Here is a 25,940-nt window from a genome sequence, read left to right as displayed (position 1 = left end):
GCTCAGCTCCCCTCGGGAGGTCCGTCGTACAGGTGCCGCGGGTCGTCGTAGCGCTGGTGGACGTACGGCAGCAGCGCCTGTGCACTGACCCGTTCCACGACCCTGCCCCGCTGGTCGCTGCTCTTCTCGCCGAGCGTGATGCCGAGGAGCCGGTGGACGGGGAGGTCGGCGACCGGGTCGTACACGGACTCGCGCAGGACGACGTCCCCGGTCACCCGCTCCAGTCGGCGCACCCGCTCGTTGCGTACGCAGTGCACCAGCACCGGGTCGGCGTCGAAGCCCGAACCGTCCACCGCCGGAAGGAACTTGAAGTAGAAGTCGGTCTTCCGGCTCGGCTCCGGCAGCGGCAGCCCACCGCTCACCGCGCCGCGGACCTCGACGAAGGCGATGCCGTGCCGCGCCAGCGACGCCCGTACGGCGAGGCCGTCGCGCTCGACGGTCACCTCGCCGAGCTTCTTGGGCTCGCCGAAGACCTCGCGGCCGCCGGTCAGCGCGCGTTCGTGGGTCATCGGCATCACCAGCGGGTACCACCCGTCGACCCCGTCGTGTTCGGCGGCCACCGCGAACGAGCCCGCTCCCAGCGGGTATCCGGGCAGGTCGACCTTGCTGATGTTCACCCTGACCACGGGGTGGCCGGTCGGCTTCAGGGGCGGCGGCAGGACGGCCGCGACCGCGTCCGGGTCGGTCTCCCAGAGGGCCACCACGCCCGTGGACCAGATGTCGGGGAGCTTCGCGCTCGCGGCGCGCGCGGCGGCGATCTCCGCCTCGGTCCGCGCGCCGTACCGTACGCGTGCGTGTGCCATGCCGTACCGCCCTTTCCGGGAGGCTCTACTGACGGGGCGTCACATAGGACACCGTTACAGCAGCGAGCGTGAAGGAGGAAGTAGGCTGCCCCACCACACCTCGAACGCGACCTCCTGCCGGACACGCCCGAACCACGTCGGGGGGTACCGCGGGCCCGGCACGCGCACCCCGTGTTGAGCGTCGGGGTGAGTGCTTCGGTGAACTGCTGCCCGGCCTTGTCGAGGGCGCGCCGCGTCCCGGCCCGTCGCCGCCGCCTGGGACCTGGCCGTCGGACAGGACGTCACCTTGGTGGAGCGGCTACCGGCCCGTTCCGTCGACCGCTGCGCCGAGACCAGCGCCCGCGATCCGCGCGCCCTAGGCGCGTTGCTCGACGTGATGAGCCTCAAGAACCCGGCCACCGGCCTGTTCTCGCCCGACATGCTCGTGCCCGTGCTGTCAGTCGTGGCCCGTATCCTCATGGACCATGCTCGAAGACCGTACGACCGCAGCGCCCCACCCCGCGGAATGGCCGGCCGCGTATCCCCACGGATACGCGGTCGTTGACGTGGAGACCACGGGCCTGGCCCGGGACGACCGGATCATCTCGGCGGCCGTCTACCGGCTGGACGCGCGCGGCGAGGTCGAGGACCACTGGTACACGACGGTCAACCCGGAGCGCGACCCGGGACCGGTCTGGATCCATGGCCTGACGACTGAGATGCTCGAGGGCGCTCCCCTTTTCCAGGACATCGCCGAGGAGTTCACGGCTCGCCTGGACGGCCGGGTGCTCGTCGCGCACAACGCCGTCTTCGACTGGCAGATGATCGCGCGGGAGTACGCGCGCGCGGAGCGCGAGGCACCGGTGCGGCAGCGGCTGTGCACCATCGCGCTCTCCAAGGAGCTGCGTCTGCCGCTGCCCAACCACAAGCTGGAGTCGCTGGCGGCGCACTTCGGCGTCGTACAGCAGCGGGCGCACCACGCCCTCGACGACGCGCGCGTGCTCGCGGAGGCTTTCCGGCCGAGCCTGCGGGCCGCGGCGGCGGGCGGCCTGCGGCTGCCGCTGCACGAATGCAGGCCGCTGACCGAGTGGAACGACCGGCCCGCACCCCGGATCGGGCAGCAGCCGGGCGGGTACGGCGGCTACAGCGGCTACCGGCCGGGCAGTTGGCGCCCCTCCCGCAAGAGGCCCGCCTGCCCCTATCCCAACCCGGGACGCTACGAAGAAGGCAAACCGCTCAAGCAGGGCATGCGGGTCGCCTTCTCCGGCGACACCTCGGTCGACCGCGAGCTGCTGGAGGACCGCGCGGTCGAGGCCGGGCTGCACATCGCGACGAGCCTGTCCCGGCTGACCAGCCTGCTGGTCACCAACGACCCCGACTCGGGCACGTCGAAGGTGGTCAAGGCCCGGCAGTACGGGACGCCGGTGGTGGACGAGGCGGCCTTCGGGCAGTTGCTGCGGGACGTGACGGCCGCGGACGAGTGACCCGTACGGACGGGTGATTGCCACGCGACTCGCCCGCCGCCCGCTCGCCCGCGCGGCGAGGACGGCTCACCCTGTGGCGCATGGCGACATGTGAAGTTTGTGGCAATGACTACGGAATGACCTTCGAGGTGCACGCGCAGGGTGCGGTCCACGTTTTCGACTGCTTCTCCTGTGCGATCCACCGCATGGCCCCCGTCTGCGAGCACTGCCGGGTCCAGATCATCGGGCAGGGCGTCGAGGTCGAGGGCCACTGGTACTGCGGCGCCCACTGCGCCCGGGCCGAGGGGAAGGTGGGGATCGTCGACAAGGTGTGACCCGGTACCCCGCTGATCGCGCCCCACGACCGAGTTGTACGGTCGTGGGGTGTACCGCTTCCTGTTGTCCCGGCAGTGGGTGATCCTCACGCTGGTCGCTCTCCTCCTCATCCCCACGATGATCAGGCTGGGCTTCTGGCAGATGCATCGCTACGAGCTGCGCACCGCCCGGAACCAGCTGGTCTCCGACGCGCTGCACGCCAAGCCGGTGCCCGCGGAGCGGCTGACCTCGCCCGGGCATGCCGTCACCACCGGCGAGCGGTACCGCTCCGTGAGCGCGAAGGGCCACTTCGACACCGACGACGAGGTCGTCGTCCGCCGCCGCACCAACTCCGACGACGAGATCGGCTTCCACGTCCTTACCCCGTTCGTCCTCACGGACGGCAAGGTGCTGCTGGTCGACCGGGGCTGGATCCCCGCGGGCGCGAGCCAGACCGCGTACCCCGAGGTGCCCGCCCCGCCCCGCGGCGAGATCACCGTCACCGGGCGGCTGATGCCCGACGAGACGACCGCGGCGAGCGGCATCAAGGACCTCAAGGACCTGCCGGACCGGCAGATCATGCTGATCAACAGTGAGCAGGAGGCGCGGCGGCTGGGGGTCCGGGTACTCGGCGGTTACATCGCGCAGACTGCGCCCGAGCCGAAGGGTGACACCCCGGAGCTGCTGGGTTCGCCCGGCATGGAGGATGCCGCGCTGAACTACGCGTACGCCATCCAGTGGTGGTTGTTCTCGGCGGCGGTGCCTGTGGGGTGGGTGGTCCTTGCGCGGCGGGAGGCGCGGGATCGGGCTGAGGCGGCGGCGAAGGCCTCCGCGGAGGAGGCGGAGCCGGCGGCTGTGTAGCGGGTGCCTGTGCCTGCGGCGCGCGGACCGATCACCACGCGCCCGGCACCGCGGCTGGCGCGGGGTGGGTCGCGCAACCCGGCGGGGGTTGCATGCGGCACGCGGACCGATGATCACGCGCCCGGCGCCGCGTCGGGCGCCGGGTGGTCGCGCAACCCGGCGCCGGCGGGGTGCCGCCCGCGCCCACCCGTGCCGCCCCAGGCGGCACGACTGCCCGCGGCTGGGCGGGGTGGAGGATTCAGCCGCGGCCGTTGGTCAAGCGGTCCCTCCAATACAGAAATGTGCGCTCCGGGTCGGGGAGCAGTTCCCAGGGATGTCGGGTCATATGGCGGCCGATGCGCTGGAAGACGGGGGCCGCCTCGGGTGGGCGGTGGGTGCGGATCAGTGCGAAGGCGAGGATGTTGAGGTCGGTGAGGGCCTCGGCGTGGGGCGCGGACGCGGCGTGGAACCAGCCCGACAGAGCCTGCTCGATCTCCTGCTCCGCCCGTGGTTCGTTCCAGTGGCCGCCCGCCCCGATCGACATCTGCTGCTGCCGGTGAGCCACGAGTTCGACGCGGGCCGCCACGGGAAGCAGCGCCAGGGGTGATCCGTGGGGTGCCCGGGCGGCACCCTGCCGGGCGAAGTCGACCATGTCGGGGATCGTGCCGTGTCCCCGTGGGGACAGGTACCGCAGCATCTGGTGGTAGGCGGTCCGCTGCCACGGGGCACGGGTGACGGCCTCGCTCCACACGGGCACGGCGTTGCGGACCGGGACGGCGAAGGACCGCATCAGCTCCAGCAGCGCCAGCCACGGAGCCGGGTCCTCGGGGCCGGCCTCGGCGGCGCGGAGGCATGCCTGCTCGGCCTGGTGTGCGGCGGCCCACCCCTCGGCGGCGGCCCGGGTCGCCCGGGTCCAGGCGTGCAGCGCCAGGGCGTCCGCGTCCGCGGGGCGGTCGGCGTACCACCGTTCGCCGACCGCGGGCGGCAGCTGCCGCGCCAGCACGGAGATCCGGTGCACCCGCCGGTCCCAGTCCCGCCCCGTGTCGCGCAGCAGCTCGGCGACCGGCTCCCACGCCGGGCGGGTGCGGCCCGCGCCGAGGCCGTGGAGCTGTGCCGTCGGGCGGAGTTCGGTCAGGGTCGAGTGGAGCGCGTGGTCGTCGAGTTCGGGGCGGGTCAGCAGGGCTGGGCGGCGTCTGAGCATCTCGGTCCCGGTCGAGTGCGAAAAGTCGAGTGCGAAAAGTGCGAAAAAAAGGGGGGTACGGGGCGGGTGCGCCGGTCAGAGCCCGGCCGGCGCGCCCGCCCCGCGGTTCTCGCTGCCGGTGTCAGCAGCAGCGGCCTTGCGGGTGGGTTTCCCGGTGCACGGTCCGCATCACGTGGTACTCGCGCGGGGTCGGTACCGGTGCGAGGGGGTGGTGGCGTCGGTGCCGCTCGCAGTAGCGGTCGTACTCCGCCTCCCCCGTCAGCTCCCGCAGGTACCAGCGCACGGCCCGGGCCCAGCGGGCGGCCCTCATGCCCGGACCTCCGCCAGGGGTTCGCTGCGCTGCGCCGGCACGTCGATGCGGGACTCGACGTACGGTGCCTCGGTCGTCGGCAGCGGCTGCGTGGCGCGTACGGCGCGGACGCACACGACCGCGCAGTTGACCAGGACCGTCAGGACCAGCAACAGGAAGACGGCCATGATCACACCGTCGACCGTGTTGTTGACCACGATGGTGTGCATGTCGTCCATGTCGGTGGCTCCCGGCAGGAGCTGGCCGCTGTCGATGGCCTGGGCGTACTTGTCCCGCAGGGCGAAGAAGCCGATCTTCGGGTCGTCGGAGAAGATCTTCTGCCAGCCGGCGGTGAAGGTGACGGCCACGTCCCAGACCAGCGGGATGCCGGTGACCCACGCCCAGCGCAGCTTGCCGGACTTGATCAGCACGGTGGTGGTGACGGCCAGGGCCACCGCGGCCAGCAGCTGGTTGGCGATGCCGAACAGCGGGAACAGCTGCTTGATGCCGCCCAGCGGGTCGGTGACACCGGCGTAGAGGAAGTATCCCCAGGCTCCGACGACCAGGGCGCTGGTGATCCAGATGCCCGGCTTCCAGGTGACCCGGCCGATCGGCTTCCACACGTTGCCGAGCATGTCCTGGAGCATGAAGCGGCCGACCCGGGTACCGGCGTCCACCGTGGTGAGGATGAACAGCGCCTCGAACATGATCGCGAAGTGGTACCAGAAGGCCTTCAGCCCGGCGCCGCCGATCACGCCGGAGAAGATCTCGGACATCCCCACGGCCAGCGTGGGCGCACCGCCGGAGCGGCCCACCAGCGTCTGTTCCTCGACGGCCTTGGCCGCCGCCGTGAGCTGGTCCGGGGTGATGGTGAAACCGAGGTTCTTCACCGCTTCGGCGGCGCTGTCGACGGACGGGCCGAGCAGCGCGGCCGGGGAGTTCATCGCGTAGAACAGGCCCGGTTCGAGCACACAGGCGGCGATCAGCGCCATGACGGCGACGAAGGACTCCGTGAGCATGGAGCCGTAGCCGATCATCCGGACCTGGGACTCCTTCTGGATCAGCTTCGGAGTGGTGCCGGAGGAGACCAGGGCGTGGAAGCCGGACAGGGCTCCGCAGGCGATGGTGATGAACAGGAACGGGAACAGCGACCCGGCGAACACCGGTCCGGCGCCGTTGGAGGCGAAGTCGGTCACCGACTCGGCCTTGAGGTGCGGGGCGGCGATCACCACGCCGACGGCCATCAGGGCGATGGTGCCGACCTTCATGAAGGTGGAGAGGTAGTCGCGGGGGGCCAGCAGCATCCACACGGGCAGCACGGAGGCGACGAAGCCGTAGCCGACCAGGCAGAAGACCAGGGTCTCCGGGCTCCAGACGAAGTACTCGGCGAGCGAGGAGTCCTGGATCCAGCCACCGCCGAGGATGGCGAGGAGCAGGAGCGCCACACCGATGAAGCTGGTCTCCACGACCCGGCCCGGCCGCAGGTAGCGCAGGTAGAAGCCCATGAAGAGGGCGATGGGGATGGTCATGCTGACCGAGAAGGTGCCCCACGCGGACTCGGCCAGCGCGTTGACGACGACCATCGCCAGAACCGCGAGCAGGATGATCATGATGGCGAAGACGCCGATCAGAGCGGCGGCGCCGCCCACCTTGCCGATCTCGTCACGGGCCATCTGGCCCAGGCTCTTGCCGTCCCGGCGCATGGAGAGGAACAGGACCACCATGTCCTGCACCGCCCCGCCGAAGATCACGCCCGCGATGATCCAGATGGTGCCCGGCAGGTAGCCCATCTGGGCTGCCAGGACCGGGCCGACCAGAGGTCCCGCTCCGGCGATGGCCGCGAAGTGGTGGCCGAAGAGCACCCGCTTGTCGGTGGGGTGGTAATCGACGCCGTCCTCCAGGCGTTCGGCGGGAGTGGCGCGGCTGTCGTCGACCTGGAGGACCCGGCGGGCGATGAAGCGCGAATAGAAGCGGTAGGCGATCGCATACGAGCCGAGGGCCGCGACGACCAGCCAGACGGCCGAGATCTCCTCGCCCCGGGACAGGGCGAGCACGGCCCAGCCGATCGCGCCGGCCACGGCGACCGCGCTCCACGTCAGGATCGAGCGGGGTGTCATTCGGGACCGCGGGGACGGCGGCCCTTCTGGGCTCGGCAGAGCGGATTCGGGCATGGCGGATGCAGGCATGGCGGCTCCTCACCGGGGCGGTGTGACAAGAAGTGCGCGTCGATCAGAGAAGTGCGCGTGAATCAGAAGAGGATCAGCGGCGGCGATGTCGGTCCGTCAGCGCGTAGGCGGCAAGCAGGCAGAGGCCGCACCCCGGCACCCAGGCGAGCTGGTACCAGTAGAAGAACGGCGTCCCGGCCAGCCGCGGACTCGCGCCGGCGTACCAGGGGACCCACAGCAGTCCCGCGGCGGGCGCGAGAAGCAGTACGGCGATCGCGACGCGCCGTAGCCGGTGATGACCGGTTCGTGCCATGACCTGCACTCCTCTCCCGCTCGCTGTGGGTCTGTGCAAGAGTTGCCCACCCGCCGGATCCGGTTGACAACGAATTTCCAGGAAATTTCCCGCCGGTTCCGTGTCCTCCGGACGGGCGCCTCGCGCAACTCTGCTGCGAGGGCACAGGCACACCAAGGACGGTGACCCATGGCCGATGGCGCCATGACAGCGACGTTCCTCGCCGTGATCGGCGGAGCGTCGCTGCTCGCCGTGACCGCGCGCCGCCTGCGCCCCAGCGACCGGCTGCCCGCACTGGAGGGCTGGGCGCTGGCCGACCGCAGCCTCGGCCCCGTCTGGACCTGGCTGCTGCTCGGCGGCACGATCTTCACCGCGTACACCTTCACCGCCGTACCGGGACTGGCGTACGGCAACGGTGCGCCCGCCTTCTTCGCGGTGCCGTACACGGTGATCGTCTGCCCGATCGCCTTCGTCCTGCTGAGCCGCCTCTGGTCCGTGGCCCACCGGCACGGCTACGTCACCGCCGCAGACTTCGTGCGCGGCCGGTACGGCTCGCCGCCGCTGGCCCTGGTGGTCGCGCTGACCGGGATCCTCGCGACGATGCCGTATCTGGCGCTGCAGCTGCTCGGCATAAGGGCGGTGCTCACGGCCGGTGGCCTGTATCCGCGGGGCGCGACCGGCGATCTGGTGATGGTGGCGCTGTTCGCGGGGCTCGCGGTGGCGACCTACCGGCACGGGCTGCGCGCCCCCGCCGTCATCTCCGCGCTCAAGGCGGTCGCCGTCTTCGTCTCGCTCACCGCCGTGTGCTGGCTGGTCCTGGAGCGGTTCGGCGGCCCCGGCCAGGTCTTCGACGGGGCGGCGCGGCGGCTCGGCGGCACGGACGCGGCCCATTCGCCCCTGCTCCTCTCCCCCGCCCAGCAGCCCGCCTACGCCACCCTCGCCCTCGGCAGCGCGCTGGCCCTGCTGATGTACCCGCACGTGCTGACCGCCGGTTTCGCCGCCGACGGCCCGCGCACCCTGCGCAAGACCGCCGTGTCGCTGCCCGCGTGGACCGGGCTGCTCGCCCTGTTCGGCTTCCTCGGCATCGCGGCGCTCGCGGCCGGGGTGCGGGCGCCGGAGGGCGGTGCCGAGGCGGCCGTGCCGATGCTGGTGGACCGGCTGATGCCGGGGCCGCTGGCCGGGCTGGTGTTCGGCGCGATCACCGTGGGGGCCCTGGTACCCGCCGCCGTGATGTCGATCGCGGCCGCCACCAGCTTCGTCCGCAACGTGTACGTCGAGTACGTCCACCCCACCGCCACGCCCAAGCGGCAGGTGCGCATCGCCAAGACCGTGTCGCTCACCGCCAAGGTGGGCGCGGTGGCGTTCGTGTTCGGGCTGCGCGACCAGGACGCCATCAACCTCCAGCTCCTCGGCGGGGTCTGGATCCTGCAGATCTTCCCTGCGGTGGCCGTGGGGCTGTTCACCGGCCGGCTGCATCCGCGGGCCCTGCTCGCCGGATGGGGTGTGGGCATGGTGGCCGGGACCTTCATGGTGGTGCGCGAGGGGTTCTCGTCCATCGTGGGCCTGGGCTTCGGACCTCTGGACATCTACGCCGGGCTCGCCGCCCTTGCCCTCAACCTGATCGTCACCGTGGCCGGGACCGCGGCCCTGGAACGCCTCGGTGTCCCGCGCGGCACCGATCTGACCGACCTGCCGCCGCGCCTGACCGTGAGGTGGCGCCCGGAGACGGGAGCGAACAAACCGTGAGACGCGCATCCAGCGCCCCTGTACCGATGCCTCGGCCGGCCGCGCTCACACCTGCGGTGAGCGACCCGGCCGACCTGGAGCGGGAGGCCGCCCTCGCCCGCCTGTTCGAGCTGCACTACGCCTCGATGCTGCGCCTCGCCGTACTGCTCGGCGCCGACGACCCGGAGAACGTGGTCGCCGAGGCCTACTACCAGATCTACCGGAAGTGGCGGCGACTGCGGGAGACCGAGGCGGCGGAGGCCTATCTGAGGTCCACCGTCTGCAATCTGACACGGATGCGGATACGTCACCTCCAAGTGGCCCGCCGGCACGAGGAGAAGCCCAGGGACGAGCTCGTCGCCTCCGCCGAGAGCACCGCGCTCCTGCACGACGACCAGCGGGTGCTGATCGACGCGCTCCAGCAGCTGCCGGCCCGGCAGCGCGAGGCGCTGGTGCTGCGGCACTGGCTCGGCCTGAAGGAGAGCGAGATCGCCGCAGCGATGGGGATCTCCTGCGGATCAGTCAAGACCCACACGGCGCGCGGCCTCGCCGCACTGACCCAGGCGATGGAGGCCCGGCGATGACGCATCGAGATGTGACTCCGTCGCATGGCACCAGTCCGGACCGCACGGAGCGAGAGCTGCGGGAGGCCCTCGCCGCGCTGGCGGGCGGCGTGCAGGCCGCTCCCGACGCCTACCGCACGGCACGCGGGGAGTGGCTGCGCCGGGAACGCCGCCGGAGGCTCGTCCTCGCCGTCCTCATCGCGGTCGTGTTCGCCCTGGCCACGCTGATCGGTCTGTGGGTCCTCAACCAGGCCCCGGCGGATCCGGGGGTGATCTTCTCGGGAACGGGCTCCGCCGTCGCCGGTCCGTCACTCCCCCGGCCGATGCCCTGATTGCCTTCCGGGCCCACCGGGAACCCGGAACTGCGTGCACCCGCGCATCGAGGACTACGCGCTCATCGGAGACGAACAGACGGCCGCCCTGGTCGGCAGGGACGGTTCCGTCGACTGGCTGTGTCTCCCCCGCTTCGACTCGGCCGCCTGTTTCGCCCGGTTGCTCGGCGACACGGACAACGGCCACTGGAGGATCGCCCCCAAGGGGGCAGAGGGTCACTGCACGCGGCGCGCCTACCGCCCCGGCACTCTCGTCCTGGACACCGACTGGGAGACCGCCGAGGGCACGGTCCGCGTCACGGACCTGATGCCCCAGCGCGACCGCGCCCCCGACCTCGTCCGCATCGTGGAGGGCCTCGCCGGGCGCGTCACGGTGCACAGCACGATCCGGCTCCGCTTCGACTACGGCTCCATCATGCCGTGGATGCGCAGGTCCGACGGCCACCGGGTGGCGATCGCGGGCCCGGACTCGGTCTGGCTGCGCAGCGAACCCGCGGTGGACACCTGGGGCGAGGACTTCAGCACCCGCTCGGAGTTCACCGTCGAGCAGGGCGAGAAGGTCGCGTTCGTCCTGACCTGGCACCCCTCCCACGAGCCCCGCCCACCGCTCGTCGACCCGCACAAGGCGCTGCGCAGCAGCGTCGCGGACTGGCAGAAGTGGGCGAGCAGCTGCCGCTACGACGGCCCGCACCGGGACGCCGTCGTGCGCTCCCTCATCACCCTCAAGGCCCTCACCTATGCCCCGACGGGCGGCATCGTCGCGGCGCCCACGACCTCCCTGCCCGAGGAACTCGGCGGCGTGCGCAACTGGGACTACCGCTACTGCTGGCTGCGCGACTCCACCCTCACCCTGAACGCACTCCTCAGCTGCGGCTACCACGAGGAGGCCGAGGCATGGCGCGACTGGCTTTTGCGCGCGGTCGCGGGCGACCCGGCGGACCTGCAGATCATGTACTCGGTGGCGGGCGAGCGCCGGCTGCCCGAGTTCGAGGTGCCGTGGCTGTCGGGCCACGTCGGCTCCAGGCCCGTACGCATCGGCAACGAGGCCGTGAACCAGCTGCAGCTGGACGTGTACGGCGAGGTCATGGACTCGCTGTCGCTGGCGCGTCGTTCGGGTCTGTCCACCAAGCCGCACATGTGGTCCATCCAGGCCACCGTGATGGACTGGCTGCGCTCGGAGTGGCGGCAGCCGGACGAGGGGCTGTGGGAGGTGCGCGGCGGCCGGCGCCACTTCGTGCACTCGAAGGTGATGGTGTGGGTGGCCGCCGACCGGGCGGTGCGCGCGCTGGAGAACAACCCGGAGCTGAAGGGTGACCTGGACGGCTGGCGGGAGATGCGCGACGACGTGCACCGCGAGGTGTGCGAGAAGGGCTACGACGCCGAGCGGGGCACCTTCACCCAGTACTACGGTTCACGCGAGCTCGACGCCTCCCTCCTGCTCATTCCCCGCGTCGGCTTCCTGCCGCCCGACGACCCGCGCGTCATCGGAACCGTCGACGCGATCCGCGGGGAGTTGGACCACGGCGGCTTCCTGCGCCGCTACAGCACCGACGAGACGACCGTCGACGGACTGCCCGGCGACGAGGGCACCTTCCTGGCCTGCTCGTTCTGGCTCGCGCAGGCACTGCACATGACGGGCCGTGCCGACGAGGCACGCGAGCTGTTCGACCGGCTGGTGAACCTCACCAACGACGTAGGCCTCCTGTCCGAGGAGTACGACCCCGTGGCCGAACGCCAGCTCGGCAACTTCCCGCAGGCCTTCAGCCACATCGGCCTGGTGAACACCGCCCTCGCCCTGTTCGGGACCGAGGGGGCAGGATAGGAGCCATGGATCTTGGACTGAAGGACCGGGTGTACGTCGTCACCGGAGCCACCCGGGGACTCGGCAACGCCGCCGCGCGCGAGCTCGTCGCCGACGGCGCGAAGGTGGTCATATCGGGGCGGGACGAGAAGCGGGTCGCCGACGCGGCGGCCGAACTGGGGCCCAACGCGGCCGGTGTGGCCATCGACAACGGCGACGGGGACGCACCCGCGCGGCTGATCGCGGCGGCGCGCGAGCACTTCGGTGCTCTCGACGGGGTTCTCGTCAGCGTCGGCGGGCCGCCGCCGGGGTTCGTCGCGGACAACACGGACGAACAGTGGCAGGCGGCGTTCGAGTCGGTGTTCCTCGGGGCCGTACGGATCGCCCGGGCAGCGACCGCGGAGTTGGAGGCGGGCGGTGTCATCGGGTTCGTGCTTTCCGGTTCCGTGCACGAGCCGATTCCGGGGCTGACGATCTCCAACGGCCTGCGGCCCGGTCTCGCCGGGTTCGCCAAGTCCCTCGCGGACGAGCTGGGGCCGCGGGGGATTCGGGTCGTGGGGCTGCTGCCGGCTCGTATCGACACGGATCGGGTGCGGGAGCTGGACGGCTTGTCCGCCGACCCCGAGGCCACGCGTGCGGCCAACGAATCCCGTATCCCCCTGCGGCGTTACGGGACGCCCGAGGAGTTCGGGAGGACGGCTGCGTTTCTGCTGTCTCCGGCAGCTTCCTATTTGACGGGGGTCATGGTGCCCGTCGACGGGGGCATGCGGCACGGGTTCTGAGGCGCCTCAACTGACCCTTTCCGCACCATGCTTGGCGGCCTTCAGCCGGACCTCCGCCGGAAGTGACTCCAGGCCCGCCGAATTGCGGGCGTGGGTCAGGGACTGGGTGGTCAGGTGGTGGAGTGCCGTGGCCGGGTCGACGTGGGGTTCGAGCAGGAGCCGTACCCGTGCCTCCGGGGCGCTGCGGCGGCCGGTGAGGTGGACGTGGGCGCGGGCCACGCCGTCCAGGTCGCTCGCATCGCCGGCGAGGACGCCCTCCAGGGCCCGGCCGCGCAGCAGCGCACCGGCGCCGTCGCCGGTGTCGACGAGTACCTCGGCGAGGCGGCGCCGGCGCAGTGCCGCGGTCAGCCACCACAGGGCGAGCAGGACGACAACCGCGAGCACCGCGATGACGGTCGCCCACCACCAGTCGGTGTCACGCCAGCGGGTCCGCTCGGCGTCGCTGAGCAGCACGTCGTGCGGCCCGTCGTGGATCCACCAGGAGGGCGCCGGAGCGTCCAGGCCGACTGCCAGCACGGATCCGCCCAGCACGACCAGCACCAGGCCGACGACCCCGAGCAGCACACGGTTGACGGTCCTGAGCACCGCCCTCACCCCTTCCGTCCGGGCCGGCGCACATGCACCGACAGCGCGGGCGGCCGGGCGAGGCCCAGCCCCCGGATCGCCTCGGCGAGCACGGCGTCCAGATCGGCGCGTACGTCGTCCAGTTCACGGAAGTGCGAGACCGCGCGGACGTCGGCGCGTCTGCGGCCCATCCGCACCCGCGCCGACTGCACGCCGGACACCTCCATCGCCCGGTCGCGCAGCACCAGCGCGGCCGCGCCCCGGTGCAGTCCGGCGCGCACGTCGGGGTGCGTGCGGTGCATCGGCAGGACGTCCCGCAGGCCGGGCGTGGCGGCGAGCACGATCAGCCAGAGGCCGAGGGCGGCGGCGACGCCCGCGCCGACCAGGACCCAGATGTCGTCGAGGGGCCGCTCGGCGAGTTGCCGGGCCAGTTCCCTGCGCCAGCTCAGGGCGCGCCGGCCGGCGCGCACGGCGGCGATGTCATAGAGGAAGGCGCCCGCGACGACAAGAAGCAGCAGCGCGACGATGCCCGCCGGGACGCGGCGCGCCGACCAGAAGCGGTGACCGCCGCCGTCCTCGCCCTTGACGCCCGGGGGCAGGGGCTCGTACGACGCCGCGGACGCCGACTGGTCGAGTCCGGCGTCGGTCTCGGTGTCCTTCTCGATGACCGGTAGTCGCTGTGTGGTGCCCTCGGAGCCCTGGGGCTCGCTCATGGCGTCCTCCCCTGTGCCACGCCGTGTGCCGGTACCGGATACAGCCGTTCCACGTGGACGGAGACCTCCGGAACCTGCATTCCCACCAACGCGCCTACCCGCTCGGTGACATGTCGACGCACCTGACGGCAGCGCGCGCCGATGTCGGTCGGGTAACCGAGCTCGAGGTGGACGCGGACGTGGACGGCGTCGTGGTGGACGACGACGTTGGCGTGCGGGCGCGCGGCGTCCCGCGGCAGCGCGCCGACCGCCTCACGCGCCGCCTGCGAGGCGATCTTCGCGACGACCCGGTCGGCGATCCGGGTGGCGCCGCGCTCACCCGGCGGAACGACGGCCAGACGGCCGCCGAGCGCACCGGCCCCTTCGCTCACGGACGTCACCGCCGCCGTTCACGCGTGCGGAAGAAGTCGCCGAGTTCGAGGTCCCCCTCGAGGAACCGGCCGACGACGAACCCGATGGCGCCCAGGGCAGCCACCAGCAGGAAGGCTCCGAACCCGCCGAAGTACCCGGCGAAGCCCAGCGCCATTCCGGCGATCATGCCGACCACGGCCATGCTCATGGTGCGCTCCCCTCAGCGGTGCCGTCGTCCGGTCACTGGATCCGACGCTCCGGCTCCTCTTCCTCTTCCTCCGGCAGCTTCACATCACTCACGTCGATGTTGACCTCGACCACTTCGAGTCCGGTCATCCGTTCCACCGCCGCGATGACGTTCTCCCGCACGTCTCCTGCGACATCGGAGATCGACACGCCGTAGTCGACGACGATCTCCAGGTCGAGCGCGGTCTGCACCTCGCCGACTTCGGCCTTGACCCCGCGCGTCACGGACTTCGATCCGCCGGGCACCCGGTCCCGAACGGCTCCGAAGGTGCGCGACAGTCCGCTGCCCATGGCATGCACACCCGGGACGTCCCGGGCCGCCATACCGGCGATCTTCTCGACGACACCGTCGGCAATGGTCGTCCGGCCCCGGGCCGCCGGATCCCCGCCGCCCCGTTGGGTGACCTTGCGTGCCTGGACCGTAGGTTCTGCGCCCTGCGTCCGGTTCTGTTCCGTCATCTCGGTCATCGCCGTACGTCCTTTTCGGTCGTAGTCCCCTTCGACCAAGGTAAGCGCGGATGCCGCGGTGCGCTCCGGGGATGCGGCAGGCTGGAGGAATGACGGTGGACGGGTGGACGCAGACGGTACGGCATCAACTGGGCCTGGGCAGACTCCTGCCCCTGGGCGGGCCGCGCGACGGCGCGTGGATCACGGAGAGAGCGGCGGAGGCGGTGCTGCGCCTGGCGGCCTCCCGGGACCTCCCGGAGGTGCGCCTGGGCACGCTCCGGATCGCCGCGGCGGCCCCTGAGGACACGGACGAACCCGCCGTACCACCGCCTCCGAGCGGCCTGCCGCCCGGCCCGCTGCGGGTGACGGCGGACTTCGCGGCCGCACCGTCCGGGCCCCTGCCGGCGACGGCGTCCCGGTTGAGGGCGATTCTGGCGACGGCCGCGGCGGAGGATCTGGGCCTGACGGTGACGGAGGTGGATCTCCGGGTGACGGCCTTGCTGGACGAGGAACCGGAGCCTGCGGTCGTCCGTCCGCCCGAGCCGCCGACGGCCGCGGCCACCGTGGACAGCGCCGAGAGCCGAGCGGCCGCGGCCGCTCTGGGCGTCCCCGGCGTGTCCCGTCTGACAGGCACACTGGGCGGCCTGGGCCGTGCGGTGCACCTCGAGGAACGCCGCGGGGAAACAGCCCTGCCGCACCGCCACGCGCGCGTGGAGATCGCGGTCCGCGCGGGCCATCGTGCGGTGGACGTGGCCCGCGAAGTCCGCGCCGCGGTGTCGGAGGCGCTACCGGATCACCCGACGGTGGCGGTACTGGTCACGACGGTGAGTTGAAGAGCAGTACCGGTCGGCGCACGGCTCATTCGCCGACGCCGGCCAGGTCCCGGAGCCGCCGCGCCTGCGCGGCCCGCTCCGCGGCACGCTGCTCGTCATACGTACGATCCGCAGCCCCACGCAACAGGGCCTTGGTCTCGATCACCGCGTCCCGAGGCGCGGCCAGGACCGCCGCGGCCAGATCCCGCACCGCGCCGTCCAGTTCCTCCACCGGCACCGAAAGGCTCGCCAGCCCGGAGCTCACCGCTTCCTCGGCCGCGACGAACCGCCCTGTCAGGCAGATCTCGGCCGCGCGCCCGTATCCGACCAGCGAAACCAGCGGATGCGTGCCCGTGAGGTCCGGCACCAGCCCGAGGCTGGTCTCGCGCATGGCGAACTGCACGTCGTCCGCGACGACGCGCACATCACACGCGAGGGCGAGCTGGAACCCCGCCCCGATGGCATGTCCCTGCACCGCGGCGATGGACACGATGTCGTTGCGCCGCCACCAGGTGAAGCCCTCCTGGAACTCGGCGATGGCAGCGTCCAGTTCCCCGTCGCTGCTGCGCGCGAGGTCGATGAAGGACGGTTCGCCCTCGATCCCCTCCGGCGTGAACATCTGGCGGTCGAGCCCTGCGGAGAAGGACTTGCCCTCGCCACGCAGCACGACGACCCGGACGGAGCCCGGCAGCAACCGACCGGCCTCGGCGAGCGCACGCCACATCGCGGGGCTCTGCGCGTTGCGCTTGGCCGGGCTGGTCAGCGTCACCGTGGCGAGTGCGTCGTCGACGGTGAGCCGTACGCCGTCCTTGTCGAGCAGGGGGGTAACGACGTCCTGGTCGGGCGTGGACATGGGGCGCCTCCGATGAGTGCGGTCAGCAGAGCAAAGCTAAGTGACTGCACAGTAACCACCCGGCCGATCGGACAACCGACCGGGTGGCCACCATCGAAGCCGATGGGCCGCCCGGGGTCAGGACGAAGCGGCCTTCTTGCCCCGCGTTGCCCCGCCACGCCCACGCAGCGTGACGCCCGACTCACTGAGCATCCGGTGTACGAAGCCATACGAGCGGCCGGTTTCTTCGGCCAGTGCCCGGATGCTCGCACCGGAGTCGTACTTCTTCTTCAGGTCTGCCGCGAGCTTGTCGCGCGCGGCGCCGGTCACCCGGCTGCCCTTCTTCAGAGTCTCGGCCACCCGTGCCTCCTCATGGGAAGTGCGCTCTGGTCCCCTCATGATCACCCCTCCGGGGCTTCATGGCCACCCATTCGGCAAGGTCCGTGAGACAGGCTTTTGACGACAGGAGCACATCCCCACAAGCGGAATCAGTGATTCCAAACGATGGCGTCCGTACGGCCGAACGGGTTCTTCCGCGAAGTACCAGGTCAGAGACGCGCGACGGCCGATCCCTCACCGGCGGAGGGATCGGCCGCGAAATCGTTGTAGGACACACCTCGATACGAGGAGATCTCACACAGATGATGGATCACCGATGGGCCGAATGATCCATACGCAGTGGATCACGTATTCGATCAAGCGATCGTGACCGTCCGCCGGGTCAGGCGGGCGGGTCATGCCAGGGTGACGAGGTCCGCGTAGTCGGCGCCCCACAGGTCCTCGACGCCGTCAGGCAGCAGGATGATCCGCTCCGGCTGCAGCGCCTCGACCGCGCCCTCGTCGTGCGTGACGAGGACGACCGCGCCCTTGTAGGTGCGCAGCGCGCCGAGGATCTCCTCGCGGCTGGCCGGGTCGAGGTTGTTGGTCGGCTCGTCGAGGAGGAGCACGTTCGCGGAACTGACGACGAGGGTCGCGAGGGCCAGTCGGGTCTTCTCGCCGCCGGAGAGGACTCCGGCCGGCTTGTCGACGTCGTCGCCGGAGAACAGGAACGAACCCAGCACCTTGCGGACCTCCACGAGGTCCATGTCCGGGGCCGCGGAGCGCATGTTCTCCAGGACCGTGCGGTCGGGGTCCAGGGTCTCGTGCTCCTGGGCGTAGTAGCCGAGCTTGAGGCCGTGGCCGGGGACGACCGCGCCGGTGTCCGGCTGCTCGACGCCCGCGAGGAGCCGCAGCAGGGTGGTCTTGCCGGCGCCGTTGAGGCCGAGGATGACGACCCGCGAGCCCTTGTCGATGGCCAGGTCGACGTCGGTGAAGATCTCCAGCGAGCCGTACGACTTCGACAGGCCCTCGGCCATCAGCGGGGTCTTGCCGCACGGGGCGGGCTCCGGGAAGCGGAGCTTGGCCACCTTGTCGGACTGGCGGACCGCCTCCAGGCCGGCCAGCAGCTTGTCCGCCCTCCGGGCCATGTTCTGCGCGGCGACCGTCTTGGTGGCCTTGGCGCGCATCTTGTCGGCCTGGGCGTTGAGCGCGGCGGCCTTCTTCTCGGCATTGGCACGCTCGCGCTTGCGGCGCTTCTCGTCGGCCTCGCGCTGCTGCTGGTAGAGCTTCCAGCCCATGTTGTAGATGTCGATCGCGGCCCGGTTGGCGTCCAGGTAGAACACCTTGTTGACGACCGTGTCGACCAGGTCGACGTCGTGCGAGATGACGATGAAACCGCCGCGGTAGGTCTTCAGGTAGTCGCGCAGCCAGATGATCGAGTCGGCGTCGAGGTGGTTCGTCGGCTCGTCGAGCAGCAGGGTGTCCGCGTCCGAGAACAGGATGCGGGCCAGCTCGATACGGCGGCGCTGACCGCCGGAGAGCGTGTGCAGCGGCTGGCTGAGCACCCGGTCGGGCAGGTTGAGCGCGGCGGCGATGGTGGCGGCCTCGGCCTCGGCGGCGTACCCGCCCTTGGTGAGGAACTCGGTCTCCTGGCGCTCGTACTGCTTCATCGCCTTGTCGCGGGTGGCGCCCTTGCCGGTGGCGATGCGCTGTTCGTTGTCGCGCATCTTGCGGATCAGTACGTCGAGACCGCGGGCGGAGAGGACGCGGTCGCGAGCCAGGACGTCGAGGTCGCCGGTGCGGGGGTCCTGCGGGAGGTAGCCGACCTCGCCGGAACGGGTGATCTGGCCGGCGGCGGGGATGCCCTCGCCGGCGAGGCACTTGGTGAGGGTCGTCTTGCCTGCTCCGTTGCGGCCGACCAGGCCGATGCGGTCGCCCTTGGCGACACGGAAGGAGGCGTTTTCGATGAGGACGCGGGCACCGGCGCGCAGCTCGATACCGGAGGCGGAGATCACGGACAGACTCCAGGGCGGATGTTGGGTGGCGGGTGGGCGGCTGAGGACGTTCCCGCCGTCTAATGCGCGAGGAGAATGGCCATGAGGCCAGTCTAACGGTGCCGTGCAACCACTTTTTCTGCGTTCGGGTGTTCGGGCCGGGTCGTGCGACGAGCGTCACCGCATTGTCGGTGGTCGCTGCAAGACTGGGCAGCAGGCGATTGGTTCCGGTAGTGATCACAAGGGAGTGATCGGCATGGCGGGCAGGAACGGCGGGCGTCCGAGCATCTACCCCACGCTGCTGTACAAGGACGCGAAGGCGGCGATCAAGCAGCTCACGGAGGCCTTCGGCTTCACCGAGCTGTCGGTGTACGAGACGGAGGACGGCTCGGTGATGCACGCCGAGCTGGTGCAGGGCAACGGCGCGGTGATGCTCGGCTCGAAGGGCCGCGGCGGCGTCTTCGACACCGCGATGAAGGACGCGGGCCCGGCCGGGGTCTACATCGTCGTGGACGACGTGGACGCGCACCACCAGCGGGCCGTGGAGCACGGCGCGGAGATCCTGATGCCCCCGACGGACCAGGACTACGGCTCGCGGGACTACATGGCCCGGGACGCCGAGGGCAACATCTGGAGCTTCGGCACGTACGCCCCTGAGACGGGGGCCTGACCGCTCCTACACGCCTCCGGTGTGCACCTGGAAGGCCGCCCGGCGTACGGCCTTGGCCAGGGCGGGGTCGGGGTGGGCGGCGGCGAGGGCGACCAGGACCTGCACGGTGCGGGGGTGGCCTACGGTGCGCACCTCGTCGAGCAGCGCGGGGACGGTGGGCTGCAGCGCGGACTCCAGGTGCCGTACGAGCATGGGGGCCTCGCCGTGGTCGGCGACGGCCGCGGCGGTGTCCACCCACAGCCACGTGGCCTCTTCACGGGTGAGGACCTCGTGCGCGTCCTCGGGGTCGACTCCGTCGTGCTCGGCCAGCCACAGCAGGGCGTACGGGCGCAGCGCCGGCTCGTCGACGACGGCGCGGACGTCGGGCTCGGCGGGTGCGCCGACGACGCGCAGCGCCTCGAAGGCGAGGCCGCGCAGCAGGGCGTCCTCGCCGCGGGCGGCGTCGAGCAGTTCGGTGACGGCGCTGCCGACGGGGCGGGCGGCGAGCCAGGCGCGGTACTCGGCGCGGGCCGCGTTGGGGCGCAGCTGGGCGCAGCCGCGGAGCATGTCCTCGGCGGCCTGCTCGATGTTCCCCGCGGGGCTCTGCGCGGCGACGCAGATCTGCTCCAGCTTGACCCAGACCGCCCAGCTGCCGAGCGGGGTGAGCGTGGCCTGCCCGTCCCCGTAGGTGAGGGCGCCGACGGAGGCGAGCGCGTGCAGGGCCCAGTCGAGGAGGGGGGCGAGCGCGGTGCCGGTCGCCGACTCGGCCGGTTCGGCGACGAGGGAGGGCGCGACGGCCTCCGTCGTCACGGGCTGGGGGCCGTACGGGATCTCGCAGCGCTCGGTGCGCAGTTCCGTGACCCGCTGCCGCAGCAGGTCGAGGAGCTGCTCCACGGGGACGGGACCGGCGGACAGCTGGAGGAACGAGAGCACCTGGGGCATGGCCGAGACGACCTCGGCGACGGCGGCGGGCTCGTGGTCGGCGGCTTCCGGGTGGGCGAGCGACCAGGCGTCGAAGAGGGCGACCCAGCCGCGCAGTACGGCGCTGTCGTCGCGGTCCCACGCGCGCAGTCGCCAGCCGGGGCGGGCGCTGTCGCCGTGCACCTCGACGAGGCCGGCGAGGCGGGCGGTGTCCCAGTCGGCGCGGACCTGAGTGGCGGTCAGGCCCAGGTCGCGGGCGGCCCGTTCGGCGCTCGCGTCGGAGAGGGTGGCCTTGCCGTCGGCGGTGGCGCCGTCGCGGCCGGGGCCGAGGGCGGCGTCGGCCCAGTGCGCGACGCGGGCCGCGGCGGCCAGACCGGAGCGCGCCATTCTGGCCAGCTCCGCGGGGGCCGGTGTGCCCTCCGGAGGGCGGGGCGCGGGGCGGCGTTGGCGCCGCTGGTTCACAGCTCTGGGGGCGGCGGCCAGGGGTCGCGGGCGGACGAGTCGAAGCCTGGAGTCGCGCGGGATACGGGACGTCACGGGTGCAGTCTTCCGGTTGACGGTCCGAAAACCCAAACGGAATGTCACGGGGGGCGACGGGATGGCCAACGCACGGGGCCCTGCGGGCGGCTCGGGGCCGAGATCAAGCCAGTGGTACGGCCTTAAACGGAATAGGGGCGACCGGTGTGGAAGGGGGTGGTGCGGGGGGCGTGCGGCGGGGCGGTTGCGGCGCCGCCCGTCTCACATCAGCGGCGTCAGAAAGCGCCGTAGCGCTTCCTCGTACGCGTCGGGGTCCGCGTTCCACATCGCGCCGTGCGGGGCGTTCTGGACCGGGTGGAGCGCGACGAGGCCGCGGCCGCGTTCGGCGAGGCGGCGGGAGTGCGCCCAGGGGGCCACCGTGTCGCCCGGGCCGTGGAAGATCAGGGTCGGGACACGGAGCCCGTCCGGGTCGGCGGCGGGGTCGGTGCGGTCGGCGTGCAGTCCCGTGCGGCCCTGCGCCGCCCGAACCGCCAGCGGCAGCAGCGCGCCCGGTGTGCGGCGGGCGGTGGCGAGGGCGCGCAGCGTGCTCGCCCAGTGGAGGACCGGGGAGTCGAGGACGAGTCCCGAGACACGGTCCCGCAGGGGCGAGTGGGCGGCGGCGCGCAGGGCCATGGTGGCGCCGGTGGACCAGCCGTGCAGGACGACGCGCTCGGCGCCGTACCGCACGGCGTAGCGGATCGCCGCGTCGACGTCCCGCCACTCGGTGTCGCCGAGGTGGTTGAGGCCGTCCGGGGGGCGGGGTGCGCCGAGGTCGCCGCGGTAGGCGAGGGCGAGCACCGTGAAGCGGTGGCGGTGCAGGAACCCCATGACGTTGAGGGCGTGTTCGCGGGTGGTGCCCAGGCCGTGCACCGCGATCACCCAGGTGTCCCGGACGCCGGGCACGAACCATGCGGGGAGCGGGCCGAGTTCGCCGGGGACGTCGACGTCGGCGTACTCGAGGCCGAGGGCGGCGGCCGGGTTGCCGATGTGCACGTTCGGGGTGAGCCAGACCCGGTCGCCGGAGTTCAGGGTGCCGTGGGTGACGCGTTCCAGGCGGCGTACGACGGTGTCGGCGGCGTGCGGGGCGGCGTCCAGGACGGCGCCGACGACCGCGTGGGAGCCGTCCCCGGCGAGGCCGTAGGTACCGGGGCGCAGGGAGGCCAGGTCGCGGGTGAGCGTGATCCGGCCGGCGGCCGTGCCGTGCACGGTGAGGCGGGGTTCGGTGGGCAGCGGCCGGCCCGGTGTCGCCCTGAGCGCGGCGTCGCTGGCGAGCCGGCCGGCGGCGATGCCCGCGGCACCGGCTGCCAGGGCTGCGGTGACGGCGGCGGCCGTCGCTTTGACAGTGCGCACCCGTCCAGTGTCCTGGCCGATCCTCCTACCGGCCAGTGGTGGCACCGCCTCGGGTGAGGGGCGGCAGAAGCCGGACGGCACGGGACCGGCCCGGAGTTCACCCTCGCTGCCCGTACCCCCGCAACCGCTCCCCCGCCTCCGCGAGCTGCTCCTCGGACAGCAGCGTCGGAGTCAGGCCCGGCACCGACGAGGCCGTCAGCCACAGCCGGCACATCCACTCCAGTTGGGCGGTGCGGTCGTAGGCCTGGTCGAGGGAGGCGCCGTAGGTGAGGGTGCCGTGGTTCTGGAGGAGGCAGCCGGTGCGGCCGGCGAGGGCGTGGAGCATGTTCTCGGCCAACTCGTCGGTGCCGTACGTCGCATAGGCGGCGACCCGGACGGGGCCGCCCAGCGCTCCGGTCATGTAGTGGATCGTCGGGAGCTCGGGGACGAGGGTCGAGACGGCGGTCGCGTGCACGGCGTGGGTGTGGACGACGGCGCGGGCGTCGGTGGTGCGGTAGACGGCGAGGTGCATGGGCAGCTCGCTGGTGGGGACCAGCGCGCCGAGCACCTGTCTGCCGTCGAGATCGACGCCGGTGACGTCGTCCGGCGTCAGCCGGTCGTAGGGCACGCCCGACGGCGTGACCAGCACGGTGTCACCGACGCGCACCGAGACGTTGCCGGAGGTGCCGACGACCAGTCCGTCGGTCACGGTCCGTCGGGCGGTCGCCACCAGCGCCTCCCAGGCGCGCGCCTCCTCGTTCTGCTCAGCCATGCGGCGATCCTGCCAGGAACGACCCGGGGCCGCCGACGGGGCCGAGCACCGTGGGGCGGGCACTGTAGGGCGGAGCGCACGCCTCCGGCAGAGTGCATATACGGATACATCACTCTCTTGAGGTGATTGGCCGGAGATCGACCGGCATTCGCGGATCTTCCAGTAGCCTCGGGGCGATTTGTCGTGCACGTCGCCATTCCGGGGGGGAATATGGCCCGTGATCGCAAACCGTCCCTTCGCCGTACCCGTGTCATCGCGGCAGCCGCGTCCGTCGCGGCGCTCACCGTCGCGGGAACCGCGCTCGCCGGACTGCCGGCCTCGGCGGCGAGCCCGCCGAAGGGCCACGACGTCTCGTCCCACCAGAAGGACGTGGACTGGCAGAGCGCGAAGGACAAGGGGGCCAGGTTCGTCTACGTCAAGGCGACCGAGTCCACGACCTACCGCAACCCGTACTTCGGCCGGCAGTACGGCGGCGCCCGCAACGCGGGCATCATCCGGGGGGCGTACCACTTCGCGGTGCCGAACAAGTCGCCCGGCAGGACGCAGGCGGCGTACTTCGTGCGCAACGGGGGCGCGTGGAGCTCGGACGGCTGGACGCTGCCGCCCGCGCTCGACATCGAATACAACCCGTACGACAGAAAGCACGGCTGCTACGGCCTGACCAAGGCGGCCATGGTCGGCTGGATCAGGTCCTTCAGCGACGAGGTGAAGCGGCTGACCGGCCGCCGTCCGGTGATCTACACGACCACCCACTGGTGGAACACGTGCACCGGGGGCAGCCGGGCCTTCGCCGCGGACCACGGGTTATGGATCGCCCGCCACGAGTCGGCGAACGCGGGGTCACTGCCCGCCGGCTGGTCGTTCTGGACGTTCTGGCAGTACGACAACAGCGGCAGCCTGCCGGGTGACCAGAATCTCTTCAACGGGTCCGCGACCCAGCTGAAGAAGTTCGCCCGGGGCTCCTAGCCGTACGGCGCCGGGGCCGTCGAATCCAAACGGAGCGGCGACCCACACCTTCCGACACCACAAAGCCTGCCCCAGTTCACCTTCCGTTCACCCAGGTTACCTACGTTCAACCGGCCAATGACTTCGAACGAATGCCTGGGTAAATGGAAAACTTCTCGCTGATCCTCGCGATTGTGGTGGTAACAGCACTCGCGTTCGATTTTACGAACGGTTTCCACGACACCGCCAACGCGATGGCCACGACCATCTCGACCGGTGCACTCAAGCCCAAGGTCGCGGTGGCCATGTCCGCCGTGCTCAACCTTGTGGGCGCCTTCCTCTCCGTCGAGGTCGCCAACACGATCTCCAAGGGTCTCGTCGACGAGACCGGCATCCGTCCCGAGGTCATCTTCGCCGCGTTGGTCGGCGCGATCCTCTGGAACCTGCTGACCTGGCTGGTGGGACTGCCCTCCAGCTCCTCCCACGCCCTCATGGGCGGTCTGATCGGCGCCACCATCGCCTCGGCCGGCCTGGGCGCGGTCCACGGTGACGTCCTGGTCACCAAGGTCCTGATCCCCGCGATCGCGGCCCCGCTGGTCGCGGGCATCGCGGCGATGCTCGCCACGCGCTTCTCCTACACGCTGGGCAAGAAGGCGGACGGCAAGGCCGCCGAGAAGGGCTACCGCGCGGGCCAGATCGCCTCGGCCGGCCTGGTCTCCCTCGCCCACGGCACGAACGACGCGCAGAAGACGATGGGCGTCATCACCCTCGCCCTGGTCGCCGGCGGCGCCGTCGCCCCCGACTCCGACCCTCCCACCTGGGTCATCCTCTCCGCGGGCCTCGCCATCGCGCTCGGCACCTACCTCGGCGGCTGGCGCATCATCCGCACCATGGGCAAGGGCCTGACCGACCTCCAGCCGCAGCAGGGCTTCGCCGCCCAGACCAGCGCGGCCACGGTCATCCTGGCCTCCTCCCACCTCGGTTTCTCCCTCTCCACCACGCACTCGGTCTCCGGCTCGGTGATGGGCGCGGGCCTGGGCCGAAAGGGCGGCGTGGTCCGCTGGTCGACGGCGACCCGCATGTTCGTCGCCTGGGGCCTGACCCTCCCGGCCGCGGCCCTCGTGGGCGCGCTGGCCGAGTCCGTGACGAACCTCGGTTCCTGGGGCACGGCGGTCGTCGCCGTCTTCCTGGTCGCCTCCAGCGCCGCGATCTGGAGGATCTCCCGCCGCGAGGTCGTGGACCACAGCAACGTCAACGACCACGGCGAGCCGGCCGGTGTGGTGACCACGGCGATGGCCGCGGTGGCCGTCCCCCCGACGGGCACGGTCGCCGAGGACCTGGCCGCCACGATCCCGGCCCCCACCGCCACCACGGAACCGGCGACCCCGCCGGCCGCCGTCTGAGCCGCCCGACCGGGTACGAAGGAAGAAGCACCATGAAGATCGACTGGGCAGCCCTCGGCTCCGTCTTCGGCGTCAGCCTCGTGGTCACCGTGGCCCTCGTGGCCCTGTTCACCCTCGGCATCGCGGGCCTGTCGCGCCGCGAACGGGCCGCCGCGCAGGGCGACTCGGCCGTGCTGGCGATGACCGGCGCGTACGTCTGCTTCGCGGCGTGCGCGGGGGCGGTGGCGTACGGGATCTCGCTGATCGTCGCCTGACCAGCACAGCAACAGCACCTGGGGTGCGGGACGGATCGCCGTCCCGCACCCCAGGTTTCTGTGACGGCACCGACGGCCCGTGTGTGGGCCTCAGCACACTCTCCCGTCGCAGGTCAGCGGCAAGTTGACGGCCCTTCCAGGGCCGTGGTGGACTGCCGGAGCCATGTACGGCGGCAGGAGAGGAAGCCGGTGCGAGTCCGGCGCGGTCCCGCCACTGTCACCGGGGTAGTAAGCCCCGGGAGCCAGGAACTCTCACCGCCGGTCTCGTCGAACCAGGGCGCGGACACCCTGAGTGAGGACATATCGCCATGCTCGGCTGCCGAT

At 71.7% G+C, this 25,940-nt stretch carries 29 protein-coding genes, 1 pseudogene and 1 riboswitch; of the genes and pseudogenes, 14 read left to right on the top strand and 16 right to left on the bottom strand.

Annotation, left to right across the window (positions count from 1 at the left end; translation table 11 throughout):
• Positions 1-2 precede the first annotated feature (2 nt).
• Positions 3-803, bottom strand: a complete 801-nt coding sequence (locus ABZO29_RS34675) for an acetoacetate decarboxylase family protein (RefSeq protein WP_367324138.1) — start codon at positions 801-803, stop codon at positions 3-5.
• Positions 804-1,011: 208 nt separating this feature from the next.
• On the opposite strand from ABZO29_RS34675, the pseudogene ABZO29_RS34670 reads away from it, so the two are divergent.
• From ABZO29_RS34670 to ABZO29_RS34655, 4 genes and pseudogenes are all read left to right on the top strand, one after another.
• Positions 1,012-1,239, top strand: a pseudogene (locus tag ABZO29_RS34670) (pyridine nucleotide-disulfide oxidoreductase); the annotation flags it as partial.
• A gap of 28 nt (positions 1,240-1,267) precedes the next feature.
• Complete coding sequence (locus ABZO29_RS34665) at positions 1,268-2,266, top strand: DEDDh family exonuclease (protein WP_367324137.1); 999 nt, start codon at positions 1,268-1,270, stop codon at positions 2,264-2,266.
• Between the two features lie 80 nt (positions 2,267-2,346).
• Positions 2,347-2,580, top strand: coding sequence for a hypothetical protein (locus ABZO29_RS34660; RefSeq protein ID WP_367324136.1), 234 nt, complete (start codon positions 2,347-2,349; stop codon positions 2,578-2,580).
• A gap of 49 nt (positions 2,581-2,629) precedes the next feature.
• On the top strand, positions 2,630-3,421 hold the full coding sequence (locus tag ABZO29_RS34655; protein ID WP_367324135.1) for an SURF1 family protein: 792 nt from the start codon (positions 2,630-2,632) through the stop codon (positions 3,419-3,421).
• A 238-nt stretch (positions 3,422-3,659) separates the two neighbouring features.
• On the opposite strand, the gene ABZO29_RS34650 is transcribed toward ABZO29_RS34655, so the two are convergent.
• The 4 genes from ABZO29_RS34650 to ABZO29_RS34635 form a co-directional block, all read right to left on the bottom strand.
• Entirely contained in the window at positions 3,660-4,601 is a 942-nt protein-coding gene (locus ABZO29_RS34650) for a hypothetical protein (RefSeq protein WP_367324134.1), read from the bottom strand.
• A 121-nt stretch (positions 4,602-4,722) separates the two neighbouring features.
• Complete coding sequence (locus tag ABZO29_RS34645) at positions 4,723-4,911, bottom strand: YbdD/YjiX family protein (RefSeq protein ID WP_367324133.1); 189 nt, start codon at positions 4,909-4,911, stop codon at positions 4,723-4,725.
• Complete coding sequence (locus ABZO29_RS34640; protein WP_367324132.1) at positions 4,908-7,076, bottom strand: carbon starvation CstA family protein; 2,169 nt, start codon at positions 7,074-7,076, stop codon at positions 4,908-4,910. Before ABZO29_RS34640 ends, ABZO29_RS34645 begins: the two co-directional genes overlap by 4 nt.
• A 73-nt stretch (positions 7,077-7,149) precedes the next feature.
• On the bottom strand, positions 7,150-7,368 hold the full coding sequence (locus ABZO29_RS34635) for a DUF3311 domain-containing protein (protein WP_367324131.1): 219 nt from the start codon (positions 7,366-7,368) through the stop codon (positions 7,150-7,152).
• A gap of 168 nt (positions 7,369-7,536) precedes the next feature.
• Here ABZO29_RS34635 and ABZO29_RS34630 point away from each other — a divergent pair, with 168 nt between their 5' ends.
• Genes ABZO29_RS34630 through ABZO29_RS34610 form a run of 5 tightly spaced genes read left to right on the top strand, consistent with a single transcriptional unit; the run spans position 7,537 to position 12,550 of the window.
• Entirely contained in the window at positions 7,537-9,093 is a 1,557-nt protein-coding gene (locus ABZO29_RS34630; protein WP_367324130.1) for a sodium:solute symporter, read from the top strand.
• Between the two features lie 26 nt (positions 9,094-9,119).
• On the top strand, positions 9,120-9,656 hold the full coding sequence (locus ABZO29_RS34625) for a sigma-70 family RNA polymerase sigma factor (protein WP_367324129.1): 537 nt from the start codon (positions 9,120-9,122) through the stop codon (positions 9,654-9,656).
• Positions 9,653-9,967 (top strand): hypothetical protein, encoded by a 315-nt coding sequence (locus ABZO29_RS34620; RefSeq protein ID WP_367324128.1) that lies wholly within the window; start codon positions 9,653-9,655, stop codon positions 9,965-9,967. The genes ABZO29_RS34625 and ABZO29_RS34620 overlap by 4 nt, the downstream gene beginning before the upstream one ends.
• Positions 9,968-10,001: 34 nt before the next feature.
• Positions 10,002-11,789 (top strand): glycoside hydrolase family 15 protein, encoded by a 1,788-nt coding sequence (locus ABZO29_RS34615; protein ID WP_367324127.1) that lies wholly within the window; start codon positions 10,002-10,004, stop codon positions 11,787-11,789.
• Positions 11,790-11,794: 5 nt separating this feature from the next.
• A complete protein-coding gene (locus tag ABZO29_RS34610) occupies positions 11,795-12,550 on the top strand; it encodes an SDR family oxidoreductase (protein ID WP_367324126.1) in 756 nt (251 codons plus the stop codon).
• A gap of 6 nt (positions 12,551-12,556) precedes the next feature.
• Here the strand turns inward: ABZO29_RS34610 and amaP are convergent, their stop codons facing one another.
• The 5 genes from amaP to ABZO29_RS34585 are packed head-to-tail and all read right to left on the bottom strand — an operon-like array spanning position 12,557 to position 14,892.
• Positions 12,557-13,144: an alkaline shock response membrane anchor protein AmaP gene (amaP, locus tag ABZO29_RS34605; RefSeq protein WP_367324125.1), complete on the bottom strand. Its 588-nt coding sequence runs from the start codon at positions 13,142-13,144 to the stop codon at positions 12,557-12,559.
• Positions 13,141-13,827, bottom strand: coding sequence for a DUF6286 domain-containing protein (locus ABZO29_RS34600; RefSeq protein WP_367324124.1), 687 nt, complete (start codon positions 13,825-13,827; stop codon positions 13,141-13,143). Before ABZO29_RS34600 ends, amaP begins: the two co-directional genes overlap by 4 nt.
• Positions 13,824-14,207: an Asp23/Gls24 family envelope stress response protein gene (locus ABZO29_RS34595; RefSeq protein WP_367324123.1), complete on the bottom strand. Its 384-nt coding sequence runs from the start codon at positions 14,205-14,207 to the stop codon at positions 13,824-13,826. The genes ABZO29_RS34600 and ABZO29_RS34595 overlap by 4 nt, the downstream gene beginning before the upstream one ends.
• Positions 14,204-14,386: a hypothetical protein gene (locus ABZO29_RS34590; protein WP_367324122.1), complete on the bottom strand. Its 183-nt coding sequence runs from the start codon at positions 14,384-14,386 to the stop codon at positions 14,204-14,206. Before ABZO29_RS34590 ends, ABZO29_RS34595 begins: the two co-directional genes overlap by 4 nt.
• 32 nt (positions 14,387-14,418) lie before the next feature.
• Positions 14,419-14,892: an Asp23/Gls24 family envelope stress response protein gene (locus ABZO29_RS34585; protein WP_367324121.1), complete on the bottom strand. Its 474-nt coding sequence runs from the start codon at positions 14,890-14,892 to the stop codon at positions 14,419-14,421.
• Positions 14,893-14,981: 89 nt separating this feature from the next.
• Here ABZO29_RS34585 and ABZO29_RS34580 point away from each other — a divergent pair, with 89 nt between their 5' ends.
• Positions 14,982-15,704: a nucleopolyhedrovirus P10 family protein gene (locus ABZO29_RS34580; protein ID WP_367324120.1), complete on the top strand. Its 723-nt coding sequence runs from the start codon at positions 14,982-14,984 to the stop codon at positions 15,702-15,704.
• Positions 15,705-15,729: 25 nt separating this feature from the next.
• On the opposite strand, the gene ABZO29_RS34575 is transcribed toward ABZO29_RS34580, so the two are convergent.
• The 3 genes from ABZO29_RS34575 to ABZO29_RS34565 form a co-directional block, all read right to left on the bottom strand.
• The gene (locus ABZO29_RS34575) at positions 15,730-16,536 is read right to left on the bottom strand and encodes an enoyl-CoA hydratase/isomerase family protein (protein WP_367324119.1); all 807 of its coding nucleotides are present in this window, start codon (positions 16,534-16,536) and stop codon (positions 15,730-15,732) included.
• A gap of 117 nt (positions 16,537-16,653) precedes the next feature.
• Positions 16,654-16,875, bottom strand: coding sequence for a helix-turn-helix domain-containing protein (locus ABZO29_RS34570; protein ID WP_004002281.1), 222 nt, complete (start codon positions 16,873-16,875; stop codon positions 16,654-16,656).
• A gap of 374 nt (positions 16,876-17,249) precedes the next feature.
• Complete coding sequence (locus ABZO29_RS34565) at positions 17,250-18,848, bottom strand: ABC-F family ATP-binding cassette domain-containing protein (protein ID WP_367324118.1); 1,599 nt, start codon at positions 18,846-18,848, stop codon at positions 17,250-17,252.
• Between the two features lie 235 nt (positions 18,849-19,083).
• Between ABZO29_RS34565 and ABZO29_RS34560 the strand changes: the two genes are divergently transcribed.
• On the top strand, positions 19,084-19,497 hold the full coding sequence (locus ABZO29_RS34560) for a VOC family protein (protein WP_367324117.1): 414 nt from the start codon (positions 19,084-19,086) through the stop codon (positions 19,495-19,497).
• Between the two features lie 6 nt (positions 19,498-19,503).
• Here ABZO29_RS34560 and ABZO29_RS34555 read toward each other — a convergent pair whose 3' ends face one another.
• The 3 genes from ABZO29_RS34555 to ABZO29_RS34545 all read right to left on the bottom strand — a co-directional run bounded on the left by ABZO29_RS34555 (position 19,504) and on the right by ABZO29_RS34545 (position 23,014).
• Positions 19,504-20,934, bottom strand: coding sequence for a hypothetical protein (locus ABZO29_RS34555; RefSeq protein ID WP_367324116.1), 1,431 nt, complete (start codon positions 20,932-20,934; stop codon positions 19,504-19,506).
• 201 nt (positions 20,935-21,135) lie between these two features.
• Positions 21,136-22,263, bottom strand: coding sequence for an alpha/beta hydrolase family protein (locus tag ABZO29_RS34550; protein ID WP_367324115.1), 1,128 nt, complete (start codon positions 22,261-22,263; stop codon positions 21,136-21,138).
• A 97-nt stretch (positions 22,264-22,360) separates the two neighbouring features.
• Positions 22,361-23,014, bottom strand: coding sequence for a class II aldolase/adducin family protein (locus ABZO29_RS34545; RefSeq protein WP_367324114.1), 654 nt, complete (start codon positions 23,012-23,014; stop codon positions 22,361-22,363).
• A gap of 210 nt (positions 23,015-23,224) precedes the next feature.
• Between ABZO29_RS34545 and ABZO29_RS34540 the strand changes: the two genes are divergently transcribed.
• The 3 genes from ABZO29_RS34540 (at position 23,225) to ABZO29_RS34530 (ending at position 25,616) form a co-directional block, all read left to right on the top strand.
• Positions 23,225-23,980, top strand: a complete 756-nt coding sequence (locus tag ABZO29_RS34540) for a lysozyme (protein ID WP_367324113.1) — start codon at positions 23,225-23,227, stop codon at positions 23,978-23,980.
• A gap of 143 nt (positions 23,981-24,123) precedes the next feature.
• Entirely contained in the window at positions 24,124-25,362 is a 1,239-nt protein-coding gene (locus tag ABZO29_RS34535; RefSeq protein ID WP_367324112.1) for an anion permease, read from the top strand.
• A gap of 32 nt (positions 25,363-25,394) precedes the next feature.
• Complete coding sequence (locus ABZO29_RS34530) at positions 25,395-25,616, top strand: hypothetical protein (protein WP_367324111.1); 222 nt, start codon at positions 25,395-25,397, stop codon at positions 25,614-25,616.
• Between the two features lie 130 nt (positions 25,617-25,746).
• Positions 25,747-25,889, top strand: a riboswitch (cobalamin riboswitch).
• The last annotated feature ends 51 nt before the right edge of the window (positions 25,890-25,940 follow it).

It is taken from the genome of Streptomyces sp. HUAS ZL42 (assembly GCF_040782645.1).
Classification (GTDB): domain Bacteria; phylum Actinomycetota; class Actinomycetes; order Streptomycetales; family Streptomycetaceae; genus Streptomyces.
The sequence above is the reverse complement of the archived record's forward strand: the minus strand, read 5'-3'. Positions and strand labels throughout refer to the sequence as shown.